This window comes from Stutzerimonas tarimensis (assembly GCF_042648805.1).
GTDB lineage: Bacteria > Pseudomonadota > Gammaproteobacteria > Pseudomonadales > Pseudomonadaceae > Azomonas > Azomonas tarimensis.
In genome coordinates this window covers 379224-405365 of the sequence record NZ_JBHRXZ010000024.1, presented here as the reverse complement: position 1 = coordinate 405365, position 26142 = coordinate 379224, and the positions used below count along the sequence as shown (strand labels likewise).

19 protein-coding genes, 1 tRNA gene and 1 pseudogene are annotated in these 26142 nt (G+C 63.5%); 12 read left to right on the top strand and 9 right to left on the bottom strand.

Going from position 1 to position 26142, the window contains the following annotated elements:
- Positions 1-120: 120 nt before the first annotated feature.
- The 6 genes and pseudogenes from ACFOMF_RS15725 to ACFOMF_RS15700 all read left to right on the top strand — a co-directional run bounded on the left by ACFOMF_RS15725 (position 121) and on the right by ACFOMF_RS15700 (position 5705).
- Positions 121-1257, top strand: coding sequence for a PQQ-dependent sugar dehydrogenase (locus ACFOMF_RS15725; RefSeq protein WP_386366586.1), 1137 nt, complete (start codon positions 121-123; stop codon positions 1255-1257).
- Positions 1258-1922: 665 nt separating this feature from the next.
- Positions 1923-2876 (top strand): annotated as a pseudogene (locus ACFOMF_RS15720) (glycoside hydrolase family 5 protein); the annotation flags it as partial.
- A 412-nt stretch (positions 2877-3288) separates the two neighbouring features.
- Entirely contained in the window at positions 3289-4185 is an 897-nt protein-coding gene (locus tag ACFOMF_RS15715; protein ID WP_386366867.1) for a hypothetical protein, read from the top strand.
- Positions 4186-4208: 23 nt separating this feature from the next.
- Positions 4209-4676, top strand: coding sequence for a phage holin family protein (locus tag ACFOMF_RS15710; protein ID WP_386366584.1), 468 nt, complete (start codon positions 4209-4211; stop codon positions 4674-4676).
- The gene (locus tag ACFOMF_RS15705; RefSeq protein ID WP_386366583.1) at positions 4663-5541 is read left to right on the top strand and encodes a DUF3618 domain-containing protein; all 879 of its coding nucleotides are present in this window, start codon (positions 4663-4665) and stop codon (positions 5539-5541) included. Before ACFOMF_RS15710 ends, ACFOMF_RS15705 begins: the two co-directional genes overlap by 14 nt.
- Positions 5542-5629: 88 nt before the next feature.
- Positions 5630-5705 (top strand) — tRNA-Thr (locus ACFOMF_RS15700).
- A gap of 60 nt (positions 5706-5765) precedes the next feature.
- On the opposite strand, the gene ACFOMF_RS15695 is transcribed toward ACFOMF_RS15700, so the two are convergent.
- From ACFOMF_RS15695 to ACFOMF_RS15665, 7 genes are all read right to left on the bottom strand, one after another.
- Positions 5766-7103: a sensor domain-containing diguanylate cyclase gene (locus ACFOMF_RS15695; protein ID WP_386366581.1), complete on the bottom strand. Its 1338-nt coding sequence runs from the start codon at positions 7101-7103 to the stop codon at positions 5766-5768.
- Between the two features lie 133 nt (positions 7104-7236).
- Positions 7237-8040: a sulfite exporter TauE/SafE family protein gene (locus ACFOMF_RS15690; RefSeq protein ID WP_386366579.1), complete on the bottom strand. Its 804-nt coding sequence runs from the start codon at positions 8038-8040 to the stop codon at positions 7237-7239.
- A 145-nt stretch (positions 8041-8185) separates the two neighbouring features.
- Positions 8186-9520 (bottom strand): OprD family porin, encoded by a 1335-nt coding sequence (locus tag ACFOMF_RS15685; protein WP_386366577.1) that lies wholly within the window; start codon positions 9518-9520, stop codon positions 8186-8188.
- 294 nt (positions 9521-9814) lie between these two features.
- The gene (modC, locus tag ACFOMF_RS15680) at positions 9815-10918 is read right to left on the bottom strand and encodes a molybdenum ABC transporter ATP-binding protein (RefSeq protein WP_386366575.1); all 1104 of its coding nucleotides are present in this window, start codon (positions 10916-10918) and stop codon (positions 9815-9817) included.
- Positions 10919-10930: 12 nt separating this feature from the next.
- Positions 10931-11611 carry a molybdate ABC transporter permease subunit gene (modB, locus tag ACFOMF_RS15675; RefSeq protein ID WP_386366574.1) on the bottom strand — a complete coding sequence of 227 codons (681 nt, stop codon included), beginning with the start codon at positions 11609-11611 and terminating at the stop codon, positions 10931-10933.
- A 9-nt stretch (positions 11612-11620) separates the two neighbouring features.
- The gene (gene modA, locus ACFOMF_RS15670; RefSeq protein ID WP_386366572.1) at positions 11621-12373 is read right to left on the bottom strand and encodes a molybdate ABC transporter substrate-binding protein; all 753 of its coding nucleotides are present in this window, start codon (positions 12371-12373) and stop codon (positions 11621-11623) included.
- Between the two features lie 34 nt (positions 12374-12407).
- Positions 12408-13220: a TOBE domain-containing protein gene (locus tag ACFOMF_RS15665; protein WP_386366570.1), complete on the bottom strand. Its 813-nt coding sequence runs from the start codon at positions 13218-13220 to the stop codon at positions 12408-12410.
- A gap of 189 nt (positions 13221-13409) precedes the next feature.
- Here ACFOMF_RS15665 and ACFOMF_RS15660 point away from each other — a divergent pair, with 189 nt between their 5' ends.
- From ACFOMF_RS15660 to ACFOMF_RS15635, 6 genes are all read left to right on the top strand, one after another.
- Complete coding sequence (locus tag ACFOMF_RS15660; RefSeq protein WP_386366568.1) at positions 13410-13838, top strand: TOBE domain-containing protein; 429 nt, start codon at positions 13410-13412, stop codon at positions 13836-13838.
- A 589-nt stretch (positions 13839-14427) separates the two neighbouring features.
- Positions 14428-14856 (top strand): TonB-system energizer ExbB, encoded by a 429-nt coding sequence (exbB, locus tag ACFOMF_RS15655; protein ID WP_386366566.1) that lies wholly within the window; start codon positions 14428-14430, stop codon positions 14854-14856.
- Positions 14849-15232 carry an ExbD/TolR family protein gene (locus ACFOMF_RS15650; protein ID WP_386366565.1) on the top strand — a complete coding sequence of 128 codons (384 nt, stop codon included), beginning with the start codon at positions 14849-14851 and terminating at the stop codon, positions 15230-15232. Before exbB ends, ACFOMF_RS15650 begins: the two co-directional genes overlap by 8 nt.
- Before the next feature lie 5 nt (positions 15233-15237).
- On the top strand, positions 15238-16092 hold the full coding sequence (locus ACFOMF_RS15645) for an energy transducer TonB (RefSeq protein WP_386366563.1): 855 nt from the start codon (positions 15238-15240) through the stop codon (positions 16090-16092).
- 201 nt (positions 16093-16293) lie between these two features.
- Positions 16294-17361 (top strand): Rpn family recombination-promoting nuclease/putative transposase, encoded by a 1068-nt coding sequence (locus ACFOMF_RS15640; protein ID WP_386366561.1) that lies wholly within the window; start codon positions 16294-16296, stop codon positions 17359-17361.
- 185 nt (positions 17362-17546) lie between these two features.
- A complete protein-coding gene (locus tag ACFOMF_RS15635) occupies positions 17547-17864 on the top strand; it encodes a hypothetical protein (RefSeq protein WP_386366559.1) in 318 nt (105 codons plus the stop codon).
- Positions 17865-18183: 319 nt separating this feature from the next.
- On the opposite strand, the gene ACFOMF_RS15630 is transcribed toward ACFOMF_RS15635, so the two are convergent.
- The gene (locus ACFOMF_RS15630; RefSeq protein ID WP_386366557.1) at positions 18184-19035 is read right to left on the bottom strand and encodes a substrate-binding domain-containing protein; all 852 of its coding nucleotides are present in this window, start codon (positions 19033-19035) and stop codon (positions 18184-18186) included.
- A gap of 74 nt (positions 19036-19109) precedes the next feature.
- Positions 19110-26135, bottom strand: coding sequence for a two-partner secretion domain-containing protein (locus ACFOMF_RS15625; protein ID WP_386366555.1), 7026 nt, complete (start codon positions 26133-26135; stop codon positions 19110-19112).
- Positions 26136-26142: the final 7 nt, after the last annotated feature.

The following is a 26142-nucleotide window of genomic DNA, read 5'->3' as shown; positions in this document are numbered from 1 at the left end:
GGACCGGACAGCCGGGCGGCTGTTCGCGCCGACTGCCGTTTCTTTCTGTTAAAAAATAGACGGCATTTCGCCCTCGCTTCTCTAGTCTGTATTCAATCTACCCGGAATCGCGGAGACGTCATGCTACGCCCGAGCCTCATTGCCGCCCTGTGCGCAACCCTTGCCGTACCCGGCCTCCAGGCCGCCGAGAGATTCGATACCGAGAAAGGCACGCTCACTGTCAGGGAAATCACCGCTGCCCTGGAGAACCCCTGGAGTCTCGCCTTCCTGCCCGGTGGCGATCAGATGCTGGTCACCGAGCGCCCTGGGAGGCTGCGCGTGCTATCGCTCGACGGTACGCTGTCCGAGCCACTGGCGGGCACGCCCGAGGTTCATGCACAACGCCAGGGGGGCTTGCTGGACGTTCAGCTATCGCCTGATTTCGAGCAAGACCGCATGGTCTATCTGACCTACGCCGAAGCGGGGGAGAACGGCAACTCCGGCACCGCGGCAGGCCGTGGTCGACTCAGCGACGACCTCAGCCGGTTAGAGAATTTCGAGGTGATCTTCCGCCAGCAGCCCAAACTGAGCGACGGCCTGCACTATGGCTCGCGGCTGGCCTTCGATGAGGGCTACCTGTTCATCGCCCTGGGGGACAACAACCAGCGCGCCACTGCACAGGAGCTGGACAAGCATCAGGGTTCGATTATCCGCATCCGCCCCGATGGTAGCGTGCCGGACGACAACCCCTTTGTCGGTCGCGACGATGCGCTCGCGGAAATCTGGTCCTATGGCCACCGCAATCAGCAGGGCGCGGCGATCAACCCTTGGACCGGCGCACTCTGGGTCCACGATCATGGCCCGCGCGGCGGCGACGAGATCAACCTGCCCGAGATGGGCAAGAACTATGGCTGGCCGTTGGCGACCCATGGCATCAACTACAGTGGCCAGCCGATTCCCGAAGCCAAGGGCCAGACGGTGGACGGCGCCGAGCCACCTCACCACGTCTGGATGCAGTCGCCTGCGGTAAGCGGCATGGCCTTCTATGACGCCGAACGCTTCGAAGGCTGGCAGCGCAACCTCTTTGTCGGCGCGTTGGCTGACCGTTCGTTGATACGCCTGGAGCTCGACGGGGACGCCATCATCCACGAGGAGCGACTGCTCAAGCCGCTCGGCAAGCGAGTTCGTGATGTCCGCCTCGGTCCGGACGGTTTCCTTTATGTCGTGACGGACGACGCCAGCGGCCAGGTCCTGCAACTGGGCCTGGAACAGCAATAGAGCCGCTGCAGGTCAAATGTCAGGGCCACGTCCTGTGGCCTTGACCCTGACCCCCCTTGCATGGCTATGTCCACCCCCGCCAGGCTGGCTCAAGTTCTACGCTTGCCTGCCGAAAAAAGGGGTTTTACGTGAACTGAATCACTAATTGCCGCTACCGCTTGTCGGGGGGGAATTCCCGTCACATTCGTACAGCTATTCAGCTGAGCATCAAAATATTGTCGCTTTGTAGGCCTTGGCTTACATCCGGAATAGGCGTAACGCTCAACCATAGCGGCGTTTCGCTGCGATGGCATAGCGCCTGTAAACCGGCCATGCTGTGATGGCTAGACAATATCGTATCTATAATTCGACGACAATCTGACGCCCGCCTGCTATCGAGAGAATTTCCCATCTGCGGCAAAAGCTATTATAAATCCGCCCCGCAAGACGGCTGTTTCCAAAGATAAGAAGTGTTGGGGCGAGCCATTAATCATTGTCTGGCAAAAACTATTGCCAGACTTCCTCTTTAGACGATTCATTTCCAGGCAATTGCCCTTCAGGAAGTAGTAAGCTAGGAGAAACTAATGTCTTCCGCTGTTTTGGCTCGTGCTCGTAAAGCGCTGGTCGCCTCTGTTGCGTTCGCCGGTTTGTGTTCAGGTACCCAGGTTGTTGCTGCTCCCATTGCACTGGTGGGGACCAATCTAAGTGGCGCCGAATTTGGCACCGGAAGTCTGCCTGGAGTGTATGGCACGCACTATATATATCCCGGCGAAGAGAGCTTCAAGCGTCACAGTGATCTGGGCTTCGAACTCGTTCGCCTGCCGTTTCGCTGGGAGCGTATTCAGCCCAAGCTCGGCGAGGGGCTGAACCAGGCCGAGGTCAACAGGTTGGTCCAGGCACTCGATCATGCCAACAAGCATGGCGTGAAAGTCATCCTCGATATGCACAACTATTATCGATACTACGGCAAGCTGATCGCCTCGTCGGACGTGCCTATCAATCAGTTCTCCAACACCTGGCGGATGATCGCCCAGCGTGTGGTCAATCATCCCGCCGTGTACGGCTACGGCCTGATGAACGAGCCGCATTCCACCAATGGAAAATGGCCCGAGGCTGCGCTTGCAGCCGCCAAGGCGGTGCGCAGTGTGGACAGCGACCGCTGGATCTTCGTGGCCGGTGATCGGTGGTCGAGCGCCTACCATTGGGAAGCCCACAACAATCGGCTGATCGCCGACCCCTGGATGCGCAACCCGGCCAATCGCCTGGTCTATGAAGCGCACATGTATATCGACAGCGATTTCTCCGGCAAGTACGCCAACCGCCGCGAAACATTCCATCCGGATATCGGCGTAGAGCGAGTCAAGCCCTTCGTCAACTGGTTGAAGAAACACAACTTGCGCGGCTTCCTCGGCGAGCATGGCGTTCCCGACTGGTCGCCCACGGCAATGGTCGCCACCGACCGTTTGCTCGCTTACCTTCGTCAGAACTGCATCCCCAGCACTTACTGGGCGGGTGGTCCCTGGTGGGGTGAATACGTGCTCGCTCTGGATGTAAAGAGCGGTAAGCACCGGCCGCAACTACCGATCATGCAAAAGCATGCGAAGGCACAAAGCGCCTGTACCACGATCGGACCATTGTAAGTTATCGTGCTTAATAAAACGCCGCTGTTCAACAGCGGCTTTTTATTGCATTGAGATATTGCAAAATACAAGAAAACCCGCTTCTGACAGTTTAATGACACATCGCCGTGAAAGATGGTTGCGGAACTTTTCGGAATTTTTACCTTCTAGGTCCGCTCCCTGGGTCAATGCCGCAGCGCTTCGCTTATATGCCGCCTCGTTAATTCAGGGTCGATCTTGGGTATATGAAGTCATTTCGGCACTACTTTGGCCGCTTGCGGTTCGTCACCGCTTGTTCAAATAAAAGGAACTCGATTTTGGTGCCCCGGTCACCATCTATGTATGCGACGAACCGCGCAGCAAGCGCTATTTCACGCTTCGCTGTAACCAACGGATCGTGGTCAATCGGCCCAGCTAGATAAAGGTGGAGCAAATGACGAAATCCGACGATCAAATCACCGGATACGGTGGCCAACCTAAAGACCTTCCCTCTACGCCAGACACCTCGCCGGCCAGTTCAAACACCAAAACGAACGCTCGAGCGAATGTTGACGCTGCCTCCGAAGACGTTAAGAACAAGGCCAAAGATGTAGGCCAGGACGTCAAACACGAGGCGCATGAGGTTGCCGACGATCTCAAGCATGAAGCCCAGGACCTGACCGAGCAGGCCAAGCGTGAAGGCATGTCCCAAGTGGACAAATACCGCAGCACGGCCGCCGATGAGCTCGAGAGGGTCGCCCGCAGTGCCAAGGTGGCAGCGGAGGACCTCGAGTCAGACCGGCCGGGCCTTTCGCACTACGTTTCAGACATGGCGCAGAACATGGTCGACTTCGCTGACGACCTGCGCGGCAAAAGTGTCGACCAGCTGTTGGGCGATGTGAATCGCATGGCACGGCAGAACCCCGCACTGTTCGTTCTTGGCAGCATCGCGGTCGGCTTTGGGGTAACCCGTTTCGCCAAGGCATCCTCTCGCCATACCGCCAGCGACTACGCGGACAGTTCGTTGCAGGACCGCAGCCATGGCAATGGCATGCAGCGTAGCGATTCTTCGATGTCCGGGGCGCCGCCCTTCCAGGGCGATGTCGATCGCCAGAAAGACCTCAACGTGGACTTTTCCAAGGGCATCGCGGGTAGCGGCAATTCCAGCAGCGGTTCCTCCATGGGCGCTTCAGGCGGCAACCGGCCGAACAGTGGCATCACCACCGGCTCTACGCTCGACGCGCCTACCGGCAGCACGACTGTGGCCGGTGGTGGCCGCGAAGTTCCCATCAAGACTGATCCGCGCACCCGGGCCGGCAACGCGCCGACCAATTTCCAGCGCGATAACTGAACCCTGACGGAGGGCTTAACAAAATGAGCGAACAACGCAAAGTGACCCCCGAGCATGCCGACGTGGCTGCCAACAGGGGAACCCACACGGCCAACGTCCATCAGCATGACCATTCTGTCGGCGGCCTCCTGCGCCAACTGGGTCGGGAAGTGCCGGCCCTGTTCACCAAGGAATTGGCATTGGCCAAGGCTGAAATCAGCGACTCGCTGCGGGCCACCAAGGCTGGCGTGGCCAGTGTCGCCACTGGCGGTGCGGTATTGCTGGGCGGCTTCATCATCCTGCTGCTATCGGCCGTGTACGGCTTGAGCAATGTGGTCGCGCCCTGGCTTGCAGCGCTAATCGTCGGCGCCGTGGTTGTGGTAGTCGGCCTGGTGATGGTCTCGGCGGGCAAGAAGAAGTTCGAAGCCTCGTCGTTCAAGCCCGACCGCACCATCAATAGCCTGAACAAGGATAAAGAAGCCGTAAGGGGGCACGCTCATGAGCACTCGTAATCAGATCGAAATCGAATCGCAGAAAGACCCTGAAACCCTCGAGCGCGAAATCGACAAGCAGCGCGCGGACATCGGCCATATCGTCGACGAGCTGGAGAACAAGCTCTCCCCGGGCGAACTCTTCGACAAGGCCCTGGGCTACGCCAAGGGCAATGGTGGGGAGTTCTTCGGCAACCTTGCCGATACGGTCAAGGCCAACCCGGTGCCGACCCTGTTGACCGGTATTGGCCTGGCCTGGCTGATGGCTGGGCAAAATCGCGATCCGCACCGTACCACCACCCTGACCACCAGTCCGGGCCGCAGCATGTCCAGTAGCGGTATCTCCAGCAGCGGACCGAGCATGGGCGACAAGCTTTCGCAGCAGGGCGCGGCGATGAAGGGCAAGGCGTCGCACATGGAGCACGAGGCCGCCGACTCGATGCACCAAGCCGCCGACTCCATGCGCGACGCCCGCGACCGGGCCAGCGGTGCGCTACACGACACCAGCCATCGCCTGAGCGAGACCGGCCACCACGCAGCCGACAGCCTTCGTGAAGGGGCCATGCGTGCCCGCGGCGGGTTTGATCGCCTGCGTCACGAGCAGCCTCTGGCGCTTGGCGCCATCGGCGTCGCGCTCGGTGCGCTGATCGCTGCTTCCATGCCGCCAACCCGGCGTGAGGACCAACTGCTTGGCGAGAGAAGCGACGAGATGACCGACGAGCTTCGGCACAAGGCCGAAGAGCAGTACGAGCGGGTCAGCGCCAAGGGCGAGCAGGTGGTCGAAGAGCTGAAGCAGGAGGCCCACAAGGTCGGCGAGGAAACCCGCCAGATGGCCCACGAGAAGACCAGCAATGGCCAGGCGCAACACGCTTCCGGCCCCCACTGACGACCTCCACGAGCCGCCGGCACCTCGCCGGCGGTGTCGTTTCAGCACTTGAGTCCGTCCTCGCTACCCCTGATAATGCGCGCCGGTTGCCGGTGTAGCTCAGTCGGTAGAGCAGCTCATTCGTAATGAGAAGGTCGAGGGTTCGATTCCTTTCACCGGCACCATGAATTCAAAGGGGTTGTGGAGACGCAGCCCCTTTTTCGTTATCGCGCGGCCGGTTGCCATCATCCCACCTCACTCGTCGAAGGCCGCGCTGCCAGCTCGACGCGATTGCGACCCAGGCTCTTGGCGCGATACAGCGCGCGGTCGGCCCATTGCAGCAGGCGCTCCGCCGACTGGCCATGATCCTGATCGTCCGACTCTGATACGAGGAGGGTGGCGGCGCCGATGCTGAGGGTCAGGCGGCCGAACGGGGACACCAGATGCGGGATGTTCGCCGCCGCCAGCTGGTGTCTGAGCAGTTCGGCAATGGCCGCAGAGTCAGGCGCGTCGCTTTGGGGCAGGATGATGGTGAACTCCTCGCCGCCGTAGCGACAGGCCACATGCATCGGGTCCGACAGCGTATCTCGCACAATGTCGGCGATGCGTCGCAGGCAGTGGTCGCCGGCGCGGTGGCCGTAGCAATCGTTGTATCCCTTGTAATGGTCGATATCGACCATCAGCAGTGACAGCGGCTGTTGGCTCTGCTGGGCCCTGGCGATTTCGGTGAGGATCTGCTCGTCGAAGCGCCGGCGGTTGTACAGCCCGGTGAGGTGGTCGATCTGCGCCAGATGGCTCAGCCTGGCATTGGCCTCGCCCAGCTCACGGCGCATCCGTTGCAGGTCGGTGATATCGGTGAGGGCCAGGGTCAACCCCACCAGTTCCTCATGGACATCCCGCACCGCTTCCAGGGCTACCTGGAAGGTGCGCTGCTGCCAGTGCAGTTCCTGGCGCACCCCCGCCGTGCCGCATTCGAGCCGCGTGAAGACCGCTGCCAGATCCAGCGCAGCGTCATCGATGTGGTCGTTCAGGGCCTGGCCTACGAGGCACACCGGTTCGCTGGCGCACAGGGAGGCCATCGCCTGGTTCATGTTGACGAATCGGCCCTCGCGGTTGAGCAGTGCCAGAGGCACCGGCGCAGCGGCATAGAGGGCCTCGAGCTGCACCGAACGCTGGCTCAGCGGGCCTATGTCCGGTGAAATATCCCGGTCGATCCCGCGGTAACCCCTGAAGCTGCCATCGGCTGCGAACAAGGGGATACCGCTGGTTTCCAGGACGACCAGCGATCCATCGGCGCGGAGGTTGCGGTTGATCAATCCGGCGAAGGGGCGCCGAGCGGCCACCACTGCCTGGAACTCGACCGCAACCCGCTCGGCCTCCGCCGGTGGCATGAAGTCGAAGGGTCGCTTGCCGATCATCTCCTCGGGCGCGTAGCCCAGGAGATGCCGACATCGCTCCGAACTGAAGGTGTAACGAGCCTCGGCATCCACCTCCCAGAGCCAGTCCGAGTTGTGATCGACGATTTCCCGCAGGCGGTTCAGCTCTGAACGATCAGGATCGTCCGCCGGGTCAGGGGATGGCATTGGAGGGGCTTCCGGGAGATAAGAAGGCAGTTCTGGAATGCTATCGGCGCTTTGGCGTACCGGGCAAACTGTTTCTGACTGACCGTATGGTTCGTGCTACTCCACGGGGGGACAAAGCTGCCCGGCTGCTCCTTCACCGGTGGCGCCAGAGCTTGACCGCCGAGATCGCCAGGATCACAGAGAGCAGCGGCAGCAGGTAGGCGGCGGATACCTGAGTCAGCAAGATGCCGCCAAACCACGCGCCAATGACAGATCCGGCTGCCATTGCCAGAACCAGGCCAAGATTCTGCTGGATTACTGAAAAACTGCGGTCACGGCTGTAGCGGGCGAAACCGATGAGCATGGTCGGCAGGCTTACGGCGAGCGACAGGCTGCCGGCAAGCTTCACATCGGTGCCGAACAGCAGGATCAGGGTCGGGATGAGAAATTCCCCACCGGCAACTCCCATCAGTGAGGCGATGATGCCGATGGCGAAGCCTGCGACGATACCGGCTGCCACCTGGCCAGCGCCGTCCAGCAGTGGGTCGGTATGTTCGAGACCGTGACCAAACAACAGCGCCACGGCGATCAGCAGGAGCAGTGCTGCCAGCACGTGATACAGCGTCTGGCTTTTCATTCGGGTCGCCCAGCCCGCACCAAACCATGCGCCCAGCAGACTGCCGGCGAGCAGGTTGAGCACGATGGGCCAGTGCGCGAGAAGCTCGGGAAATGGTATCGCTTGGGCCCTAAACAGCAGGGCGGCGCTGACTACGACAAGGCTCATGGCCTTGTTGAGAATAACGGCGGCCAGGGCGGAAAAGCCGAACAGGCCGATCAGCAGCGGCAGTCGGAATTCAGCGCCACCCAGGCCGATCAGGCCGCCTAGGGCACCAATCGCCAGGCCAGTAGCTGCGGCCAGGGGTAGGCGGGTAGTGGTTGAATGCAGGAGTGTCGTCATAGTGCATGCGTCCTTGAGCGGCACAGATGTGATCGATGGGACGGAATATCGGGAGTCACGCGGTTGGGCACGGAGCGGCCTGCAATGGAGAGGCTTTTGTTGCGCGCCCTTTTGCAGGGCAGGCTCCGTGCCACCGCGTAGACGGTCAGAGAAGCGGCAGGCTGTAGGATAGGATCAGGCGGTTTTCGTCGAGGTCCGTGGCAACATCACTGCGAAGGCTTGCGTTGCGCCAGGACAGTCCAAGGCCCTTCAGTGGGCCGTCTTGCCACTGATAATCCACGCGGATATCCCGCTCCCATTCCTGACGACTGCCCTGTGAAGTGTCGATCCCGGTTCCGTTGAGATAGGTCACCACGGCTTTCAGGCCCGGTACCCCGATCCGGCCGAAGTCGTAGCCGTACTCGGCGAGCCAGGTGCGCTGCCCGGCGTTGAGGAATTTACCGAGCTGCCGATCGGTAATCAGCGCGGCGGTGGCACCATCGCCCTGGTTGAGGAAGGGAAAGGCGCTCGGCCCCTCGACGCGCTGGTGACCGAGGCTGATGGCGTGACCCTGCAACGAATAGGTGAACAGGGCGCTCCAGGTGCGGTTGTCGACCTTGCCTTGCTCGGGATCGCCCGCGCGCCAATAGCCGGCGCTTCTATAACCGCTGCTACGCCCTTCGGCGCTTGCGTTTGCGCCGACCGCGCGGCTGTCGAAATAGCGCAGGTCGGTTTTCAGACTACCGGTCGGCAGCGGCTGCTGATGTACCAGTCCGACGAAATGCTGGGCGTAAAATTCGTCCAGCCTTCCATAGTAGTACTGCCCGAGCAGACGCTCGGTGAAGCGGTAGTCGAGACCTGCGTAGCGAAACTCATTGCTGAAACGTCCGCTACGGGCATTGTTGGCGCCGGCAATGGACAGTCCCCGGCTGTCGCTGGAATTGCGACCCTTGGCGCGCTCCAACTGGCCCGCGATCAGGGTAAGTCCTGCAAGTTCGGTCGAGGTGATCTGGGCGCCCAGGAAGGTCTGTGGCAGCAGGCGACCATCGTTGAAGGTCACCACCGGCAGCCGCGGTTGCAGCGTGCCGACTTTTAGCTCAGTGCTGGACAATTTCAGTTTGCCGGTCAGGCCCAGGCTGGAAAACTCCGAAGCTGCGCGCCCGTCTCCGTCAGTAGGGAAGACGACGCCGCCGTAGGCATTGCTGGTCGGGTTGCCGTGCCGTCCTTTGCCGGAGTCCAGTCTGACTCCCAGCAGGCCAAGCGCGTCGATGCCTATCCCTTGACCGTCGTGGGTATAGCCGGAGGCAAAGTTCAGGATCAACCCCTGCCCCCATTCTTCCTGCCGGTTCGCAACGCCTTCGCGCGGGTCGGCGTTGATGTAGAAGTTACGAAGCCCCAGGGTGGCTTTGCTATCTTCGACGAAAGCTGCCTGAGCTGACGTAGCCGGCCATTGGGCCAGCACTGCGACCGCCATGGCCGAGACGATTGATCTCTTGTACATCCACTACACTCCTGATTGATTAAGTAATCCGTTACTTATATTTGTTCGGATATATCCTGTATGCAAAAAAGAGGCAGTTTGGCTGTCTTTGAAATAAATCTATAAAAACAATTAGTTATCTCGGGACGCAGTCCGACCTAGGGTGTAGGGTTACTCACCTTTGTCGTGTTTTGTATGTAGTGTTTGTATATAAAAAGACGGGGATTGACGGCTTGCAGGCGTGACAGCGCGATGCCTCGACGCGACCGGCGCTGGTCCGGTCTTGTCGTTCCCATGTGGAGAGGAGAAAGGCGATCAGCCGAGCAAGGCCACGGCCTTTATCTGCGCCCACAGGCGCTGGCCAGGCTGGATGCCGAGTTGCACGGCGGAGCGGCGGGTGATGCGAGCGATCAGTGGCGTGCCCTCGGCGTCGAGGCGGACCAGCACATGGGCTGGCGTGTCGGCATCGACCGTCTCGCATACCTGTGCCGGCAGTACGTTGGTGATGCTGGTGTCGTCGTTGCGCTGCAGCGCCAGGCTGACATCGCGGGCATGTACGCGAAACCGCAAGGATTGACCGATGGCTTCCTGACGGCGCGCCACCAGGACGTGGCCGCCCGGGAAATCCAGCCGTGACAGGTGAAAGGTGTCATCGTGCTCGGCCACCCTCGACTCGATCACCACGCCAGCGTCTTCGCTGAACGCCGTGGGCAGGTCGAGCCTCGCCAGAGTCTCCCGCAAACCGCCCTGGGCAACCACCTTTCCACCGTCGAGCAGCACCACGTGGTCGGCCAGCCGCGCTACTTCATCCGGCGAGTGGCTGACATAGAGCACCGGGATGTCCAGTTCCTCCCGCAGGCGCTCGAGGTAGGGCAGGATTTCGTTCTTGCGCTTGAGGTCGAGCGCGGCGAGCGGTTCGTCCATGAGCAGCAGCCTCGGGCTGGTCAGCAGTGCGCGGGCGATGCCCACCCGCTGGCGCTCGCCGCCGGACAGCCGATCCGGCAGGCGGTCGAGCAGATGGCCGATGCCAAGTAGTTCGATCACATGGTCCCACTGCACTCGGCGGCTAGCGCTGGCGACCCGGCGACGGCCGAAGTCCAGATTGCGGCGCACGGTGAGATGAGGGAAAAGGCTCGCTTCCTGGAATACGTAGCCCAGCGGACGTTGATGGACCGGGACGAAGAGCCCGGCTGCGCTGTCCTGCCAGCATTCGCCATTGACCTCCAGGCGCGCTTCGGCGGCTCGCTCAAGGCCGGCGACACAACGCAGGCAGGTGGTCTTGCCAGAGCCTGAATGACCGAACAGGGCGGTGACACCGCGCCCGGGCAGGTTCAGATCGACGTCCAGCTCGAAGCCTGGCCAGGTCAGGCGAAAGCGGGCGTGGATCTGGTTGCAAGAGAGAGAGGACTGCTCGTTCATAGGTATCATCGGTCAGGTGAAGCCGGTCTTGAGGCGGCGGCTGGAGTAGAGCGCCAGCAGTACCAGGAAGGAAAACACCACCATGCCGCCCGCCAGCCAGTGCGCCTGGGTGTATTCCATGGCTTCCACGTGGTCGAAGATCTGCACCGACACCGTTCGGGTCACCCCGGGGATGTTGCCACCGATCATCAGCACGACGCCGAACTCGCCCACGGTGTGGGCGAATCCGAGGATCGAGGCGGTAAAAAAGCCGGGTCTCGCCAGGGGCAGCACCACGGTGAAAAAGGTGTCCCAGGGCCCGGCCCGCAAGGTGGCCGCGGCTTCCAGCGGGCGCTCGCCGATGGCTTCGAATGCGTTCTGCAATGGCTGGACCACAAAGGGCAGAGAGTAGAACACTGAAGCCACCACCAGGCCCGCGAAGGTGAAGGGCAGGGTGCCCAAGCCCAGTGTCTGGGTCACCTGGCCGACCGGGCCATGGGGGCCCATGGTTACCAGCAGATAGAAGCCAAGTACCGTCGGTGGCAAAACCAGCGGCAGGGCGACGATGGCCCCGATCGGCCCCTTCAGGCGCGACCGGGTGCGGGCGAGCCACCAGGCGATTGGGGTGCTGACGATCAGCAGCAGCACCGTGGTCAGCGAGGCCAGCTCCAGCGTCAGCCTGATGGCCGCGAAATCATGGGCGGAAAGGGGCATGACAGCGGCTCAGATTTCGTAGCCGTAGCTGCGGATGATCGCCTGGGCCCTATCGCCCTTCAGATAGTCCGCAAGCGCGGCGGCGGCGGGGTTTTCCGCGCCTCGCTTGAGCACCACCGCATCCTGGCGAATGGGGTCGTGCATCTCTGCCGGTACGTTCCAGGCCGAGCCGCTGCTGATGGCGCCGTCCTTGTAGACCTGGGACAGCGCCACAAAGCCGAGTTCGGCATTGCCGGTGGCGATGAACTGGTAGGTCTGGACGATGTTGCTGCCCTCTACCAGCTTGGGGCGAACGGTCTCGGTCAGCCCGAGCTTCTCGAGCACCTGAGCGGCGGCCAGTCCGTATGGGGCGAGCTTGGGGTTGGCGACGGACAGATAGCGATAGTCGCCTGCAGCCAGCACGGCGCCTTCGTCATCCACGTAGTCTTCCCTTGGTGACCAGAGCACCAGCTTGCCGACCGCATAGGTGAAGCGCGAGCCTTCGACCACATCACCCTCGCTCTCCAGGCGCGCCGGCGTGCTGTCGTCCGCCGACAGGAAAACCTCGAACGGCGCGCCATTCTTGATCTGGGTGTAGAGCGCGCCGGTCGGGCCGAGGGAGGTTCTGACGGTGTGGCCGGTGTCCTGTTCGAAGGCTTCGGCGATTTCCTTCATCGGTGCGGTGAAGTTGGCGGCCACGGCGATGGTCACCTCGGCGGCATGGACGGAACAGGCCAGCAGGCCAAATCCCAGGGCTGCGAACAGGCGCGAATATGCATTCATATGGGTTACTCCTTTGATGATGGTTGCAACGGAACTATTCACAGATGGCAAGGATGACGCTCGAAGCCTTGAAGATGGCGCAGGCCGGGCTGCCAGGCCGGAGGCCCAGTGCTTCACAGCCATCGGCGGTCACCACTGCCGTCACGCTGCGTCCCGAGGGCAGCGCCAGGGTCACCTCGCTGTTCACCGGGCCTTCATGGATCGCCGAGACCTCGCCCCACAGCTGATTGCGGGCGGTGAGTTTTACCGATCGGTCGGCCACCAGCATCACCGAGGACGACTTGACCAGCGCGAACACTTCCCGGCCGATGGCAAGCCCCAGGTTCTCCGCGCTGGCGCGGGTGATGATCGCGGTGATCTCGGTCTGCGCATCCAGAGCGATGCGCACCTCGTAGTCGATGCCGCCCAGTCGAAGGCCCGTGACCGTTCCGGAGAACTGGTTGCGTGCGCTGGCTTTCATGCTCATGCGGTGCATGAGCTTCTGGAATGACTGCACATCGCCACCATTCACCTCCTTGAGCCGTTCGGTCAGTCGGTCCAGCGCAGCCTGGTATTCGATTTCCAGGGCCCGGTACATGGCCACGATGCGCCGGCCATAATCGGTCAACTGCGTACCGCCGCCCTGACGACCACCCGCGACGCGCTTCACCAGCGGTTCCGGGGCCAGGTTGTTCATGGTGTCGATGGCATCCCAGGCAGCCTTGTAGGAAAGCGGCACGGCCTTGGCTGCGCGGTTGATCGAGCCTTCCCGTTCGATCTGCTCGAGTAGGCGGATCCGGGTGTCGCTCAAGGCGGTCCCGACTTCGGTGTCCAGCGACATCCGGGCGAAAAAACGAGTCGCGTTCATGGGGAGTCCATATGGTTCTTTGTGTCGTTTAGTTTATATAAAGCAATGCCTATGCCAAACGGGTCTTTCTTGTGGTTCCTCCGCTACAAGCCATGTATGTAGAATTCAGGACGTCGTCAAAAGTCCTTTTGCCGACAATTTATGTACGGAATGATATAGCGACGTCGCAAAGACGACAGGAGGCGATCCATGAAAGTCAGTGCCCGCAATGTCTTCAAGGGAACCGTAATCGCCGTGCGGCCCGGCGCGGTCAACGCCCAGGTGGAAATCGAGCTGGGCCAGGGTGACCAACTGATCTCGGTGGTCACTCAGGAAAGCGTCACCGCGCTGGAACTCGCGCCTGGCAAAGAGGTGCTAGCCATCGTCAAGGCGCCTTGGGTAATGCTGATGAGCGATGGCAGCGACCTGCGCTTGTCGGCACGCAACCAGTTGGTCGGCGTGGTCAAGCACATCGAGCCCGGTGCGGTGAATAGCGAAGTCACCCTGACCCTGCCGGGCGGCACCGAGGTGACGTCGGTCGTCACCCGCGAAGCCGTGGCCGAGCTGGGCTTGACCGTGGGCGGCAGCGCCACGGCCGTCATCAAGGCATCGAATGTGATTCTGGGGGTGACGGCCTGAGCGCCGAGCGGCAGTACGGCGTCGGCTTTGACGCCGCCTGCCGTTTTTAGAGCCCTGGCATCCGCAGGATGCAACAGATACCCGCATGCGATGGGCATGGCATCGGTTGATGTCATGTCCGTCGCTGTGTTCCTCCCCGGTGACCGGTGCTATCCCGGCTAACCTGCCAGTTACCCTTATCGGCGTTGTAGCCGTTGCTAAATTGTTAGTGGTTCGACTGGATAGGGAGGTCGAACCAGGCGTGCATCATAGAGTACAGATCTTCCCGCTTTTTCTTGTTCATTCCAGGTATTCAATGATTACAAATGGTTAGGTGCCATTCGGCATGAATGCCGGTGTTTCGATCGGTTTTTCATGGTGCTGGCACATGGCTTGCTTACGGTCTTTGGTCGTGTCTGGTTATGTCATCTGCTAAATAAATAACCAAGGCCGCTTTTGCGAACGGGCGAGCGCTTTAGGTCGTCTTGCGTTTGCAGGTGGTGCAGCGATCGGAGTCGGCCGGACGATCCCGCGTGCGCTTCCAAGCCGGCCTGTGTTCTGAACCGCCGGCCTTCGACCCTTGAATACGAAAGGCAAAGGAGAATCTGAGATGAATGCACAATGGCTGGCGGGGTTGATCGACTATGGCGTGATCGGGCTGCTGCTGATCCTCAGCCTGGCGGTAGTGGCGGTCGGCCTGGAGCGTTACTTCAGCTACCGGCGCATCGATCCTGCTGCGTTCGACGACCTCAAGTCCCTGGAGCTGGAACTGTCAGGGAAGCTGGTGGTGATTTCCCTGGTGGCGGCCAATGCGCCCTATATCGGCCTGCTCGGCACCGTCCTGGGCATCATGCTGACCTTCTACCAGATGGGCATGGACGCCAACATCGACACTCTGCAGATCATGGTCGGCCTGGCCCTGGCGCTCAAGGTCACCGCCGTGGGGCTGCTGGTCGCCCTGGTGGCGGTAGTGTTCTACAACCTGCTGCTGCGCCAGGCCAAGGTGCTGATGCTCAGGTGGGAGATCGCTCATGGATGAAAAACCATTCGAAAGCATGAACATGGTCCCCTTCATCGACATCATGCTGGTACTGCTGACCATCGTGCTGATGACTTCCAGCTTCATCGTCAGCGGCAAGATCCCGGTGAACCTGCCCCAGGCCACCGCCAGCGCGCCGGACCGGAGCGAGCAGCGCACCATCGAGCTCGATGCCGAGGGGACCATCTACCTGGACAGTCAGCCGCTGACCACCGAGGCGCTTGGCCGCACGATAGAGGAAGAGGACCGGGAAACCGCTTTCCTGCTGCGCGCCGACCAGGCCGTCAGCCTGCAGCATTTCGTCGACGTGGTGGACGTGCTCAAGCAGCTGGGCTTTGGCAAGGTGGCGGTGCAGACGGAGAGCGGCGGACGGTGAACGGCATGCAGGTTTCGTTGACGGCGGCCGGTTCAGTAGCGCCATCGCCGACAGGGCAGCGCACTGGCTTCGGTCTGGGGCAGGGTTTCATGGTATCGCTGCTGCTGCATGGCGCTCTGCTGACGCCCTGGCTGCTGCGCGACTACCTGACCGCGCCGCCACCCAGCCAGGAGCAATTGGTGGTGGAACTGTTCGGCATGGTCTCCGCCCGCCAGGTGGAGGAGCGGGTTGCCGGTGCCGATATCGACCAGCCGGCAATGGACTCACCCCCGGACGCGCCACCGCCTCCGCCACCGTCCCCGGAAGCGCCACCGCCACCGCCGCCGCCGCCACCGGAGGAACCTCGGGAAATGCTCAGGGAGTCACCCGCGCCCAGTCCGGTGCAGGTCGAACCGATCGCCGAACCGCAGCCGCCCGCGCCGAAGCCGCCTGCGCCCAGTCCGGATTCCTCCTCGACCCCGCCGACACCGACACCCAGGCCGGTGGTCGATAGCAGCGCACCCCAGGTCCGGGGAGCCGAAGAACAGCAGCAACAGCAGACCCTGCGTAACCAGGATGCCGAAGCCGATGCTCTGCGCCGCTACCTGGCCGAACTGAAGAGGGCGATCCAGTCCCACCTGGACTACCCGGCGGAGGCGAGGCGGGCTGGCCAGGTCGGCGTGCCGGTGGTGAGTTTCCGTCTTGGCGAGGATGGATATATCCAGGCCGGTTCTCTGCAGGTTCGCCGCAGCAGTGGTTATTCGCTGCTGGACCGCAAGGCACTGGAGGCGGCCAAGGCCAGCGCGCCCTTCGAGCGGCCGCCCAGGGCCATGGAGGTGGCCATCGCGGTGTCCTTCGTACAGGAGCGCCCGAAGAACTGATCCAGCAGCGAACCAGCGGCCATTCGAACACCCTTGAAGGCTTAGCCGCGTCGCCAGGGCCGTTGCCGCTTCGTCGCGAGCCGCGTTACTGCGAGGAGGAACGACTGGGACGGCGTTCACGCAGCGGGCATTTTCCGCTTGCGGCACGCAGGTCGCGCGAATACTGTTTTTTCATACAGCGTCCGGCCGGCAGGTGCAGGGATGGGCAGCACGACCAAGAACCACCTCCTCGGCTATGCCACCAGAACCCTGATCTTCTTCACTGCCGGGGAAGCCGGTGGTATCGATGCCTCGGTGCGCATCAAACCGATCCGCCAGGGGCCGCTCAAGTCGTGCCTGCAGCGCTTCTCCCGTACAAGGACGTACAGCATGCCCAAACTTCCTTTACTCGACCCCAAGCTAGACGTGATCTTCAAGCGCCTGTTCGCCGAGGCGCCGGACCTGTTGGCCGATCTCATCAATGCGGTGCGCAGCGATGAGCCGCCCATCGTCGAATTGCAGGTTCTCAACCCGCAGATCGCCCCGGAGGAGCTCACCGGCAAGTTCATCGTGCTGGACATCCTTGCCCGCGACCTGACTGGGCAGTTGTTCAACATCGAGATGCAAACTCGCAACCACGCCGGCTGGCCCTCGCGCAGCCTCTATTACCTGGCCCGCAACCTGGGTCGGCAGTTGCAGGGCGGGGAAGGCTATCATCAGGTGCAGCCGGTGATCGGCATCCACCTGATGGACTTCGATCTTTTCGGGGAGGCGCAGGCCTGCTGGGCTTTTGAATTACGCGACCGCCAGCGCCCCGACGTACGACTGGACCGTAGCCTGCAACTGCACCTGATCGAACTGCCCAAGGCCGATCGACTGCATTCCCAAGCTGGCAGCGCTCTGGCAGACTGGGTTGCATACCTCAAGCATTGGCAGGAGGACAACCTCATGCAAAGCATCGAAAGCCCTGCGGTTCAGAAGGCCCGTGAGCGCCTGCAGGCGCTGTCCGCCGACGACGAGGCGCAGCGCCTGGCGTTCGTCCGCGAACGTGCGCTGCGCGACGAGGTGACGGAGAAGGCGGAGGCCGAGGCCAAAGGCCGGGCGGAGGGTCGTGCTGAAGGAAAGGCTATCGGCCAAGCCAATACCCTGCGCCGCCAATTGCAGATCAAGTTCGGCGAGTTGCCCGACGCCTTCGAACAGCGGCTGCAGACCGCCAGCGAAGCCGAGCTGACCGCCTGGGCCGAGCGGGTATTGTTCGCCGAAGGGCTTGAGCAGGTGTTTTCGGGCTGATCGGGTGGTGTCGGTAGAGGGCCGTCCAGGCGGAAATTCGCCGTGCGAGTTTCCGGCACCAGCGACAGGCGTAGGGCGGGTTGCAACCCGCCGTTGCGAGGCCGGCCACGTGCAATGACCGCGCGGGTTTCACCCCCCTACGGGGTCGGGTTGCATACCTCAAGCATTGGCAGGAGGACAACCTCATGCAACGCATCGAAAGCCCCGCGGTTCAGAAGGCCCGTGAGCGCCTGCAGGCGCTGTCCGCCGACGACGAGGCGCAGCGCCTGGCGTTCGTCCGCGAACGTGCGCTGCGCGACGAGGTGACGGAGAAGGCGGAGGCCCGAGCAGAAGGAAAGATCGAAGGCCAAGCCAATACCCTGCGCCGCCAATTGCAGATCAAGTTCGGCGAGTTGCCCGGCGCCCTCGAACAGCGGCTGCAGACCGCCAGCGAAGCCGAGTTGGCCGCCTGGGCCGAGCGGGTATTGTTCGCCGAAGGGCTTGAGCAGGTGTTTTCGGGCTGATCGGGTGGTGTCGGTAGAGGGCCGTGCAGGCGAAAATTCGCCGTGCGAACTTCCGGCACCAGCGACAGGCGTAGGGCGGGTTGCAACCCGCCGTTGCGAGGCCGGCCACGTGCAATGACCGCGCGGGTTTTACCCGCCCTACGGGGCTGTCGTGTTCATAAGCGATTCATTTCAAGCGTTGATCAGGCCGATGGAAAGACGGCCGCAGCCTCTGCCGCATCGCCACCCCACCGAGGACGAAATGCCGAAAAACCGGGGCTCCCGCTTTTTCCATATAGGCATATGGCCCTCCCGCCCCTAGGGGCGGGAGGGTGGAACCTCAGAAGCTCAACCCCCAGAGCGCCAGTGCGGCCTGGCCGGCCGGGGTGGCCAGCCAGGTCAGCAGGTTTTGAGCGGCGGTGCTGGCGGCGGTATCACCGGGGTCATAGACGATCAGCGCGCCCTGGTTGTGCAGGTCGTAGTCTTCGCCTACGAAATCCCGGTAGGTCCAGTCATCCGGAGGCGTCAGCACGCCGGTGCCCGAGTAGTGCAGGGCGCTGGGGATAAAGCCCGACTGCACGCCGCTCGGGTCGCTTCCCGTCTTCTCGATAGCCTTGTCGACCTCTTCGATCGGCGAGAAGTACTTGAGCTTGCCGGCCGCATAGGCGGCGGCGATGTCGATATCGTAGAACTCTTCCAGCGCCTGCTCGCCGGCCACCCCGTAGGGCCCCATGGTGGGCTCGCAGATACCGACGGTGGTGTAATTGGCCTTGAACACCGCCGGGTCGATATCGGTGAGGTCGATAGTGCCGGGCAGGGTAACGTCGCCAGAAACATGGATCAACCGCCCCTGGGAGAAGACCGATACCCCGGAAGTCAGGCCGGCAACCACCGAGCCGGTCGGGCCGTAGGAGGCGGCGACCAGGCCCGGAAAGTTCATGTCGGCGGAGAGGAATAGGGTGTAGGGGTAGTACCTGGGGCTGGCGCCCAGGCCGTTCATGATCTGGTTGCGCAGCATGCCCGACGGCACGCTACTGGTGACATGGAATTCAATTTCAGTACCGATGCCGTTGGCCACCTTATAGGCCTCGATCACTGACCCCTCAACCCATTCGGGCGGTGACACCGAATCGTCGAGGTAGCCGAAAGATCTGGCCAACAAGGGTGCGGCGCCTACTTTTACAATTGTCATGACTGAACTCCTTCTCTTCACTGAATAAGGCCCGCCTCGCGGCGGGCCGTTGCGATCGGGCCCTCCGGCCCCGGTTATTGCGCGATGGGACAGTCCCCGCCCGCGCAATCCTCGTCGTCCAGGCGATAGAGCACGCCATCCACCTGGATGGTCTGGATAGTGGTGGAAAAGCTGGTCGAGCCTTCGGCCTGGACCTGACCGCCGTGGGCGCTGCCGCTGCCCTCGTGGCGGGCCGCGATCAGCTCCAGGGACGGATTACTGTTACCGTCGAAAGCTATGCGGGGTGCGGACTGCTGCGCGGTCTGGACAGCAGCTTGGTAGGCTGCGGCAGGTACGTCGGTGGGCAGTCCCCGGGTGGGGCCTTCGTCGTCCTGGCCAGGCGGCGGGCTGCCGTTCCCCCCGGCTGGGGGCGTCCAGTTGCTGTCGATGATGATGCCAGCGCTGCTCCCTTCTACTGGACTCTGGTTGCGACCCACCAACCCCCCGGACTCGAAACCGTTGGTTTCCAGGGCACCCGTTGCAAACGAGTTTCTGATGACAGGGGCTTCACCATAATTGGAAGAGTTACTACCCACCAAAGCTCCAGTGCTGGCGCCGCCATTGACGTTCCCCGAGGCCGTGGAGTTCTCGATCAGCCCTACATTGCTACCGACCAGCCCGCCAGTGCTGGTGCCCCGAAAGGTCCCGCCATCCACGCCCTCGCGCTCCTCCGCCGACACGTCGCCATAGGCGTGGGAGTCGCGAATAACCCCACCATTGCTCCCTGCCAGCCCACCGCTACCCCCCCATCCAGTCACATTGCCGGACGCCCAGGAGTTTTCGATCAGCCCGATTTGGTAATTTCTACCGACCAGTCCCCCGGCGGCTCCCGGATAGGAATAAACATTCCCGGTCGCCCAGGAGCCGCTGATGCTGCCCTGGTTGCTTCCAACCAGGCCGCCCACATTGCCGGTGCCGTTCACATTGCCCGAGGCCGAAGAATTGATGAGGTTAGGGTTCCCGCCGCCATGGCCGAAGAGCCCGATCAGGCCGCCGACGTCGTTGTAGATGCCCTCGCCGACATTGATGTCGCCGGAGGCCGAGGAGTTGCTGACCGTGCCGCCGCCCCAGACGCTCCCGATCAGCCCGCCGAGGGATCCTCCCACCGAATGGATGAAGGGGCTGTTGTTGATGGAGTTGTCGTAGGCGGTGATGTTGCCGCTGGCCTGGGCGTTGTTGACCAGGATAGCGTAGCCCTCGCCGCTGTAGTTGCTGAAGGTGGAACCGATCAGCCCGCCCACCGCGTAGCTGCCCAGCACGTCGCCGCTGGCGCGCACGGTGTCCAGGGTATTGTTGGCATACTGGCTGCCGACGTTGCCGACCAGGCCGCCTACTGAGGAGGCGGGGGTCGCGTCCACGTCGGCCATGCTCTGCGTGGGGTCCACCCGACCGCCGGGCACGCCATAGACGTTGCCGTTGGCCCAGGCGTATTGCAGCAGGGTTCCGCTGCCGATGGTGTCGCCGTTGTTGCCGATGCTGCCGATCAGGCCGCCGATGGAGCCGGTGCCGGTGACGTCGCCGGTGGCGTAGACATGGCTGACGGTGCTGGCCTGAACCGTGCCGATCAGGCCGCCCAGGCCGCCGGCCGAGCCACCGCCGATACCGCCGCCGTAGACGCCGGTCACCTTCACATCGGCATGGGCGCGTTCCACGGTGGAGAAGATCACCGAGCCGATCAGGCCGCCCATGGTGCTGCTGCCGTATTCGACGTTGTTGCTGTTCAGGACGTTCTTGTGCGTGTAGCCGTTGACCTCGCCGCTGGCCCAGGCGTTCTCGATATGCACGCCGTTGCCAAAGCCCAGCAGGGTGCCCACCTGGATCGCACCGGCGACGCTGGCGTTGCTCAGGCCGATATCGCGGATCACGCTGCCGGGGGTGGCGGTGCCGACCAGACCGACCTGGGTGCTGTTGGCGCCGGCGTCGATGCTCAGGCGGTCGATGACGTTGCCGAGCCCGGCCAGGGTGCCGGACAGGGTGGGAAGCACCGCGCCGCCATAGGTGCCGGCAAGCGAGGCGTCGATATCCCGGGCCAGGGCGTAGTGGTCGCTGCCGTCGAGGCTGGCGAAATCGGCCATGTCGCGCAGCAGCACATAGTCCTGGCCGTCGATGGCCAGGCTGGCGTTGGCGCCGCCCAGGGTGATGCCGGCGCCGGCGTGGCCGCTGGGGTTGCCGTCGTAGTCCAGGCGGGCGCTGTCGATCAGGTAGTCGCCGTCCAGGGTCAGGCCGGCGGCCTCGCCCTCGGCGGCGATGCGGGCGTTGACGCGGATGGTGCCGCTGGCGCCCAGGCCCAGGATGGTGTCGTCGGTCCAGGCCAGGTCCTCGCCCAGGGTCAGGTCGCCGCCCACGGCGTTGAGGGCGAGGCCGCGCTTGGCCAGTTGCTCTTCGACGAAGGCGACGCTGTGGCTGGCCTCATCGCCGCCAATGGCGATACCCGGCAGGCTGAGCGACCAGGTGCCGCTGGCGCCGGTGTCCAGCGCGGTTTCGTCGACGACCAACTGCTGGCCCGCCGTCTCGATCAGCCCGCCGCCATCCGCGGCGGAGACGTCCACCCGACCACTCACCGTGGTGGTGCCATGCAGGGCGTCGAGGGCATAGCCGGCCAGGCCGGGGCCGGCCGGATCCAGGGTCAGCGTCAGGCTGTCGGCCGCGGCCAGCAGCGCCGTGCCGCCGGATGCGGTGACGCTGCCGGTGGAGCTGACGCCGTTGCCGCTGGCCAGGGCCAGGAAGCCGCCATCGACGATAACGATATCGCCCTCATTGACCACCGAGCCGTCGCCGCCCGCGGCGGTGAACAGGAACCTGTCGTTGTCGAAGTCGTCGTCGCCGATCGCCAGGGTGCTGGCCAGCAGGCCGCCGACGGCGACGCTGCCGCCCAGGGCGATCAGCACGCCGTTGGGGTTGAGGATAAAGACCCGGCCATTGGATTCCAGGGCGCCGGCGATCAGGGTCGGATTGCTGCCCAGCACCCGGTTGAGGACGATGGACTGGCTGTTCGGCTGGACGAACTCGACGGTCTCGCCCTGGTTGATGGAAAAGGTCTGCCAGTCGATGCGCGACTTGTCCGTGGTGGTGGTGATGCGGGTCGGGTCGTTCGGCTGGTCGAAGCTCACGCCGTCGCTGGCGGATATGACGGTGCGGGAGAAGTCGCCGAGGATGAAGCTGGTGACCGCGCCGACCAGGGTGTAGTTGGGGTTGTCGAGAGCCAGGTTGCCGGTGTCCAGGGTATTGCTGCCCAGGTTCTGGCTCTGCAGGCTGGCGCTGCCGCTGAGGCCTACGCTGTCGCCGGCGACCAGGTTGCCCAGGGCCAGGGCAGCGGCGCCGACCTGCTGGGTGCCGGTATCAGTGCTGGTGCCGGTGAGGGTCACGGCACGCGGAGCGATATCGGCGCTGGTGGTCAGGCTGTCGATGGCGAGGCTGTAGTTGCCGGCCCCCGCGCCGGTGAGGCCGAGCCCGGAGAGGGTGACCGTCTTGCCGCTGGCGGCATTGGCGTCGTCGAACTGAGCGGCGCCGTAGGTGAAGCCCAGGCCCTTGGCGATATCGCCCAGGACAAGGGCGTTACTCGAGGTAATGCGGGCGCTGGCGGCGGCGGAGCCGTCGTAGATCTTGTCGTCGGCGAGGGCGAGCAGGTCGGCGGCGTCCAGCGCCTTGGGGGTGATCCTGGCGCTCGTGGCATAGGTGTCGCTGGCGAAAGAGTAGTTGGCGGCCTTGCCGCCGTTCTCGCCGTCGGCGATCTGGATATTGGTGACCAGCACCTGGTTGTTGGTGACGACGCCGCCGGCAGTGCGTACCACGTCCGGGGTTTCGTAGGCGGCGTCGTAGCTGATGGTCAGGGTCTGGTCGCCGAAGAGCTGGTTGTTATAAGCATTGAGGCCCAGGCCGCCGTTGTTCAGGGCGGTGTTGAGGTTGACCGTGGTGGTGCCGTCGTATTCCTTGTCCAGGAAGGTGTTGATCTGGAACTGGAGCAATACCGGTGTGATGGTGAAGCGGCCCGCCAGCTCGTAGGCGTCGGAGCGGGCGCGCAGGGTGGTGGCGGCCTCGTAGCTGCCAGCGTCCAGATAGCCCCAGTCGAGGGCGTCCTCGTCCACGTAGAGCAGCGCGCTGGCGGTATCCCCGGCCTGCAGGCCGTAGATGTAGAGGCCGCCGATGGAGTTTGCCGAGACGGTGCCGTAGGTGGTTTGCGTTGCGATACTGCCAACATGGACGGTGGAGAGGCCGGCAAGCAGGGGGAAGCCGCTGTAGGCGCTGGTCCAGATGGCCGGCTCGAAGCCGGCATAACTCGCCAGGTCGGCGGCCGCGCCGCTGGCGATTTCGCTGACGAAGTCGTCATGGTAGGTGCCGCGAGGATTGTTGCTTCGATCCAGGCTCCAGTAGACGTTGTTCAGAACGCCGTCGTTGCTGCAGACGAAACCACAGCGCTCTCTCGTGGCAGTGAGCTCGTTACCTGGCGCGCCCCACCAGGCATAGGCGTTCTCGATGGTGCCGTGGTTGTTGTAGACGAAGCCAGCGGCGTTTCGGGTATTGCCGCTCAGGGTCCGCCAGGCATAGGCGTTGCTGATGCTGCCGTAGTTGTCGTAGACGAAACCGGCAACCTTGCCGTCGGCGCGGTAGAGGGTTCGTGTGCCAGCACCGGTAGCGGTAGCGATCTTGTAGGCATAGGACTGGTCGATGCTGCCGTCATTGCGCCCGGCGAAGCCGCCAGCCCGGGTGTTGGCAGCAATGTAGGGAGACGAGGGCAGGTCGCCTCCATTGATGTAACCATTGGTATAGGATTTTTCGATGCTGCCCGCGTTGCTGCCGGCGAAGCCGCCAAGGTAGATGGGCTCGGTGCCGCTGACGTTGGCCGCATCAAGCTGCACGCCGTAGGAGTAGAGGTCATTGGCGGCCACGTAGGCGGCGACGGCACCGCCTAGGATGCGCCCACCCGCTTCGTTGCTGCCGACGAAGAGGCCCGCGACTGTGGTGCCCGCGCCCAGGGTGACGTTGCCGAACCTGCTGGTGTTGGCGATCAGCCCATGGTTGACGCCCACCAGCCCACCGACGGTGGGGGCGTTGGTGGCGTTTATGGTGTTGGCAGTGTAACTGTTGGCGATGCGGCCATGGTTGACGTTGGCCAGGCTACCGACCGCCTGGCCATCCGCCGAGCCGTTGATGAGGCCGCTGGTTATGCCCAAGTTGGACACCAGGGCGGAGGCCTCCAGGGTGCCGAACAGGCCGCTGGCCTGGCCGGTATTGTTGCCGTTGTTGAAGTAGGCCAGCGTATGGCCGAAGCCATTGAGGTTGCCGGAGAAACTGGCGATGGACTGGTCCCGGAAGTCGCCGAGGTCGGCGCCCAGCACGTAGTGGCCGTCCGCCTGGATCGCCGCCAGTCCGGCGGCGTCGCTGATGACGGTGTGTTGCGTGCCGTTCAGCGTCACCGTGCCACTGCCGGAGAAGTCGATACGCCCGACGAACTCCCGTGCCCCCTGGGCCATGTACAGACCGTAGGGCACGCCGTCGGCATCGGTTCCCGTGCCGTAATTGGCGACGAAGCCCGCCTCGCCAGTGGCGGTCATCACGTCGTTGACGTTGATGTTGTTGGTGGCGCTCAGGGTCAGGGTGTTCTGTGACCAATTCACCGCATCGTTGATATCGATGTCGCCGCTCGTGCCGCTGCCGTCGGTGGACTGGATCTCGACATTGCTGCTTTCCAGTGCGGCGGCAAGGGCTTCGCCGGTCATATCACCACCGGTACCGATGGTGAAGCCGTCCGGGTCGATCAGCCAGGTGCCGGTTTCCCCGGCTGGCGCGCGGGTGTCGACGGCGATGCCGGTGAGCTCGAGCTGCTTGCCGCTGGTCTCGACCAGGCCGCCGTCGCCGCCCTCGGCGCCGCCGCGGGCGGAGAAGCGGCCCTGGGCCGTGGTCTCGCCGTCCGACCAGACGACGATGCTGCCGCCGTCACCCGTGCCGCTGGCGTCCGCCTTCAGTGTGCTGCCGGCATCCACGCTCACCCGCTCGGCATGGGCCAGCGGGCCGCCGCCCTGGTAGCCACCGCCGACCTCGATGCTGCCGCCGCCCGTGGCGCCTGAAACGTCCAGGCTGGCGCCTTCGAGGGCGATGGTCTCGCCGGTGACCTGGATGCTGCCGCCGTTGCCGGTCTCGCTGCTGGCGTCCAGAGTGCCGGCGACCAGGACAGTGCCGCTGGCGCCGCCGTTCAGCACGATCTCGCCGCCCCGGTTCTCCAGGCTGCGGGCGCGGACGATGCCCTGCTGGTTGACCAGGTTCTGCACCAGGGTCTCGGCGGCGCGGGCGCTGAGGATCACGCGGCCGCCGTCGGCTTCGATCAACTGGCCGTTGTGCACCAGGGCATCCTTCAGGCCCTGGTCGATCTCCACGCTGAGCAGGCCGTCGCCGGCGAAGTCGAGGGTGATGGCGTCGCCGGCGGCCAGCGCCACCGTGCCCAGGTTGGCGACGATGATCCCTTCATTGCTGACCCTGCCGCCGAGCAGGGCCACGGCGCCACCATCGGCCGCCTGGATATGGCCGAGGTTGGTCACGGCGGCGTTGTCGCCGCTGCCCTGGAAGCGGTAGTCGCCCGCCAGGAAGTCCTGGTCGGCGATGTCCAGGGTGGAGGCGACCAGGCCGCCGACGCTGACCTGGGCATTCTGGCCGAAGAGCATGCCGTTGGGGTTGACCAGGAATACCTGGCCGTTGGCCTCGAGCGTGCCCATGATCTTCGAGCCGTCGCTGCCCAGCACCCGGTTCAGCGCCACGGCGGAGGCGCCCGGCTGGTTGAAGGTGACGCTGTGGCCTTCGCCGATATCGAAGCTCTGCCAGTTCGTGATCAGCTTGTGGCTGGCCTGGTCGATGACCATGGCGTTGCCGGCGCTGCCGATGGTGCCGCTGCCGTGGACGATCTGCCCGCCGGTGGGCAGGTCGGCGGCGAGGGCGGGGCCGGCGCCCAGCAGCAGGGCGCCCACCAGGCCGGCGGTCCGCCCGGCCTTGCTGCGACTGCGGGTTCCTTCGGCGGCGACCTGGAAAACGCCCAGGCTGCGGTTGAAGACGGTGCGGTAGATATGGTTCATGGTGTGT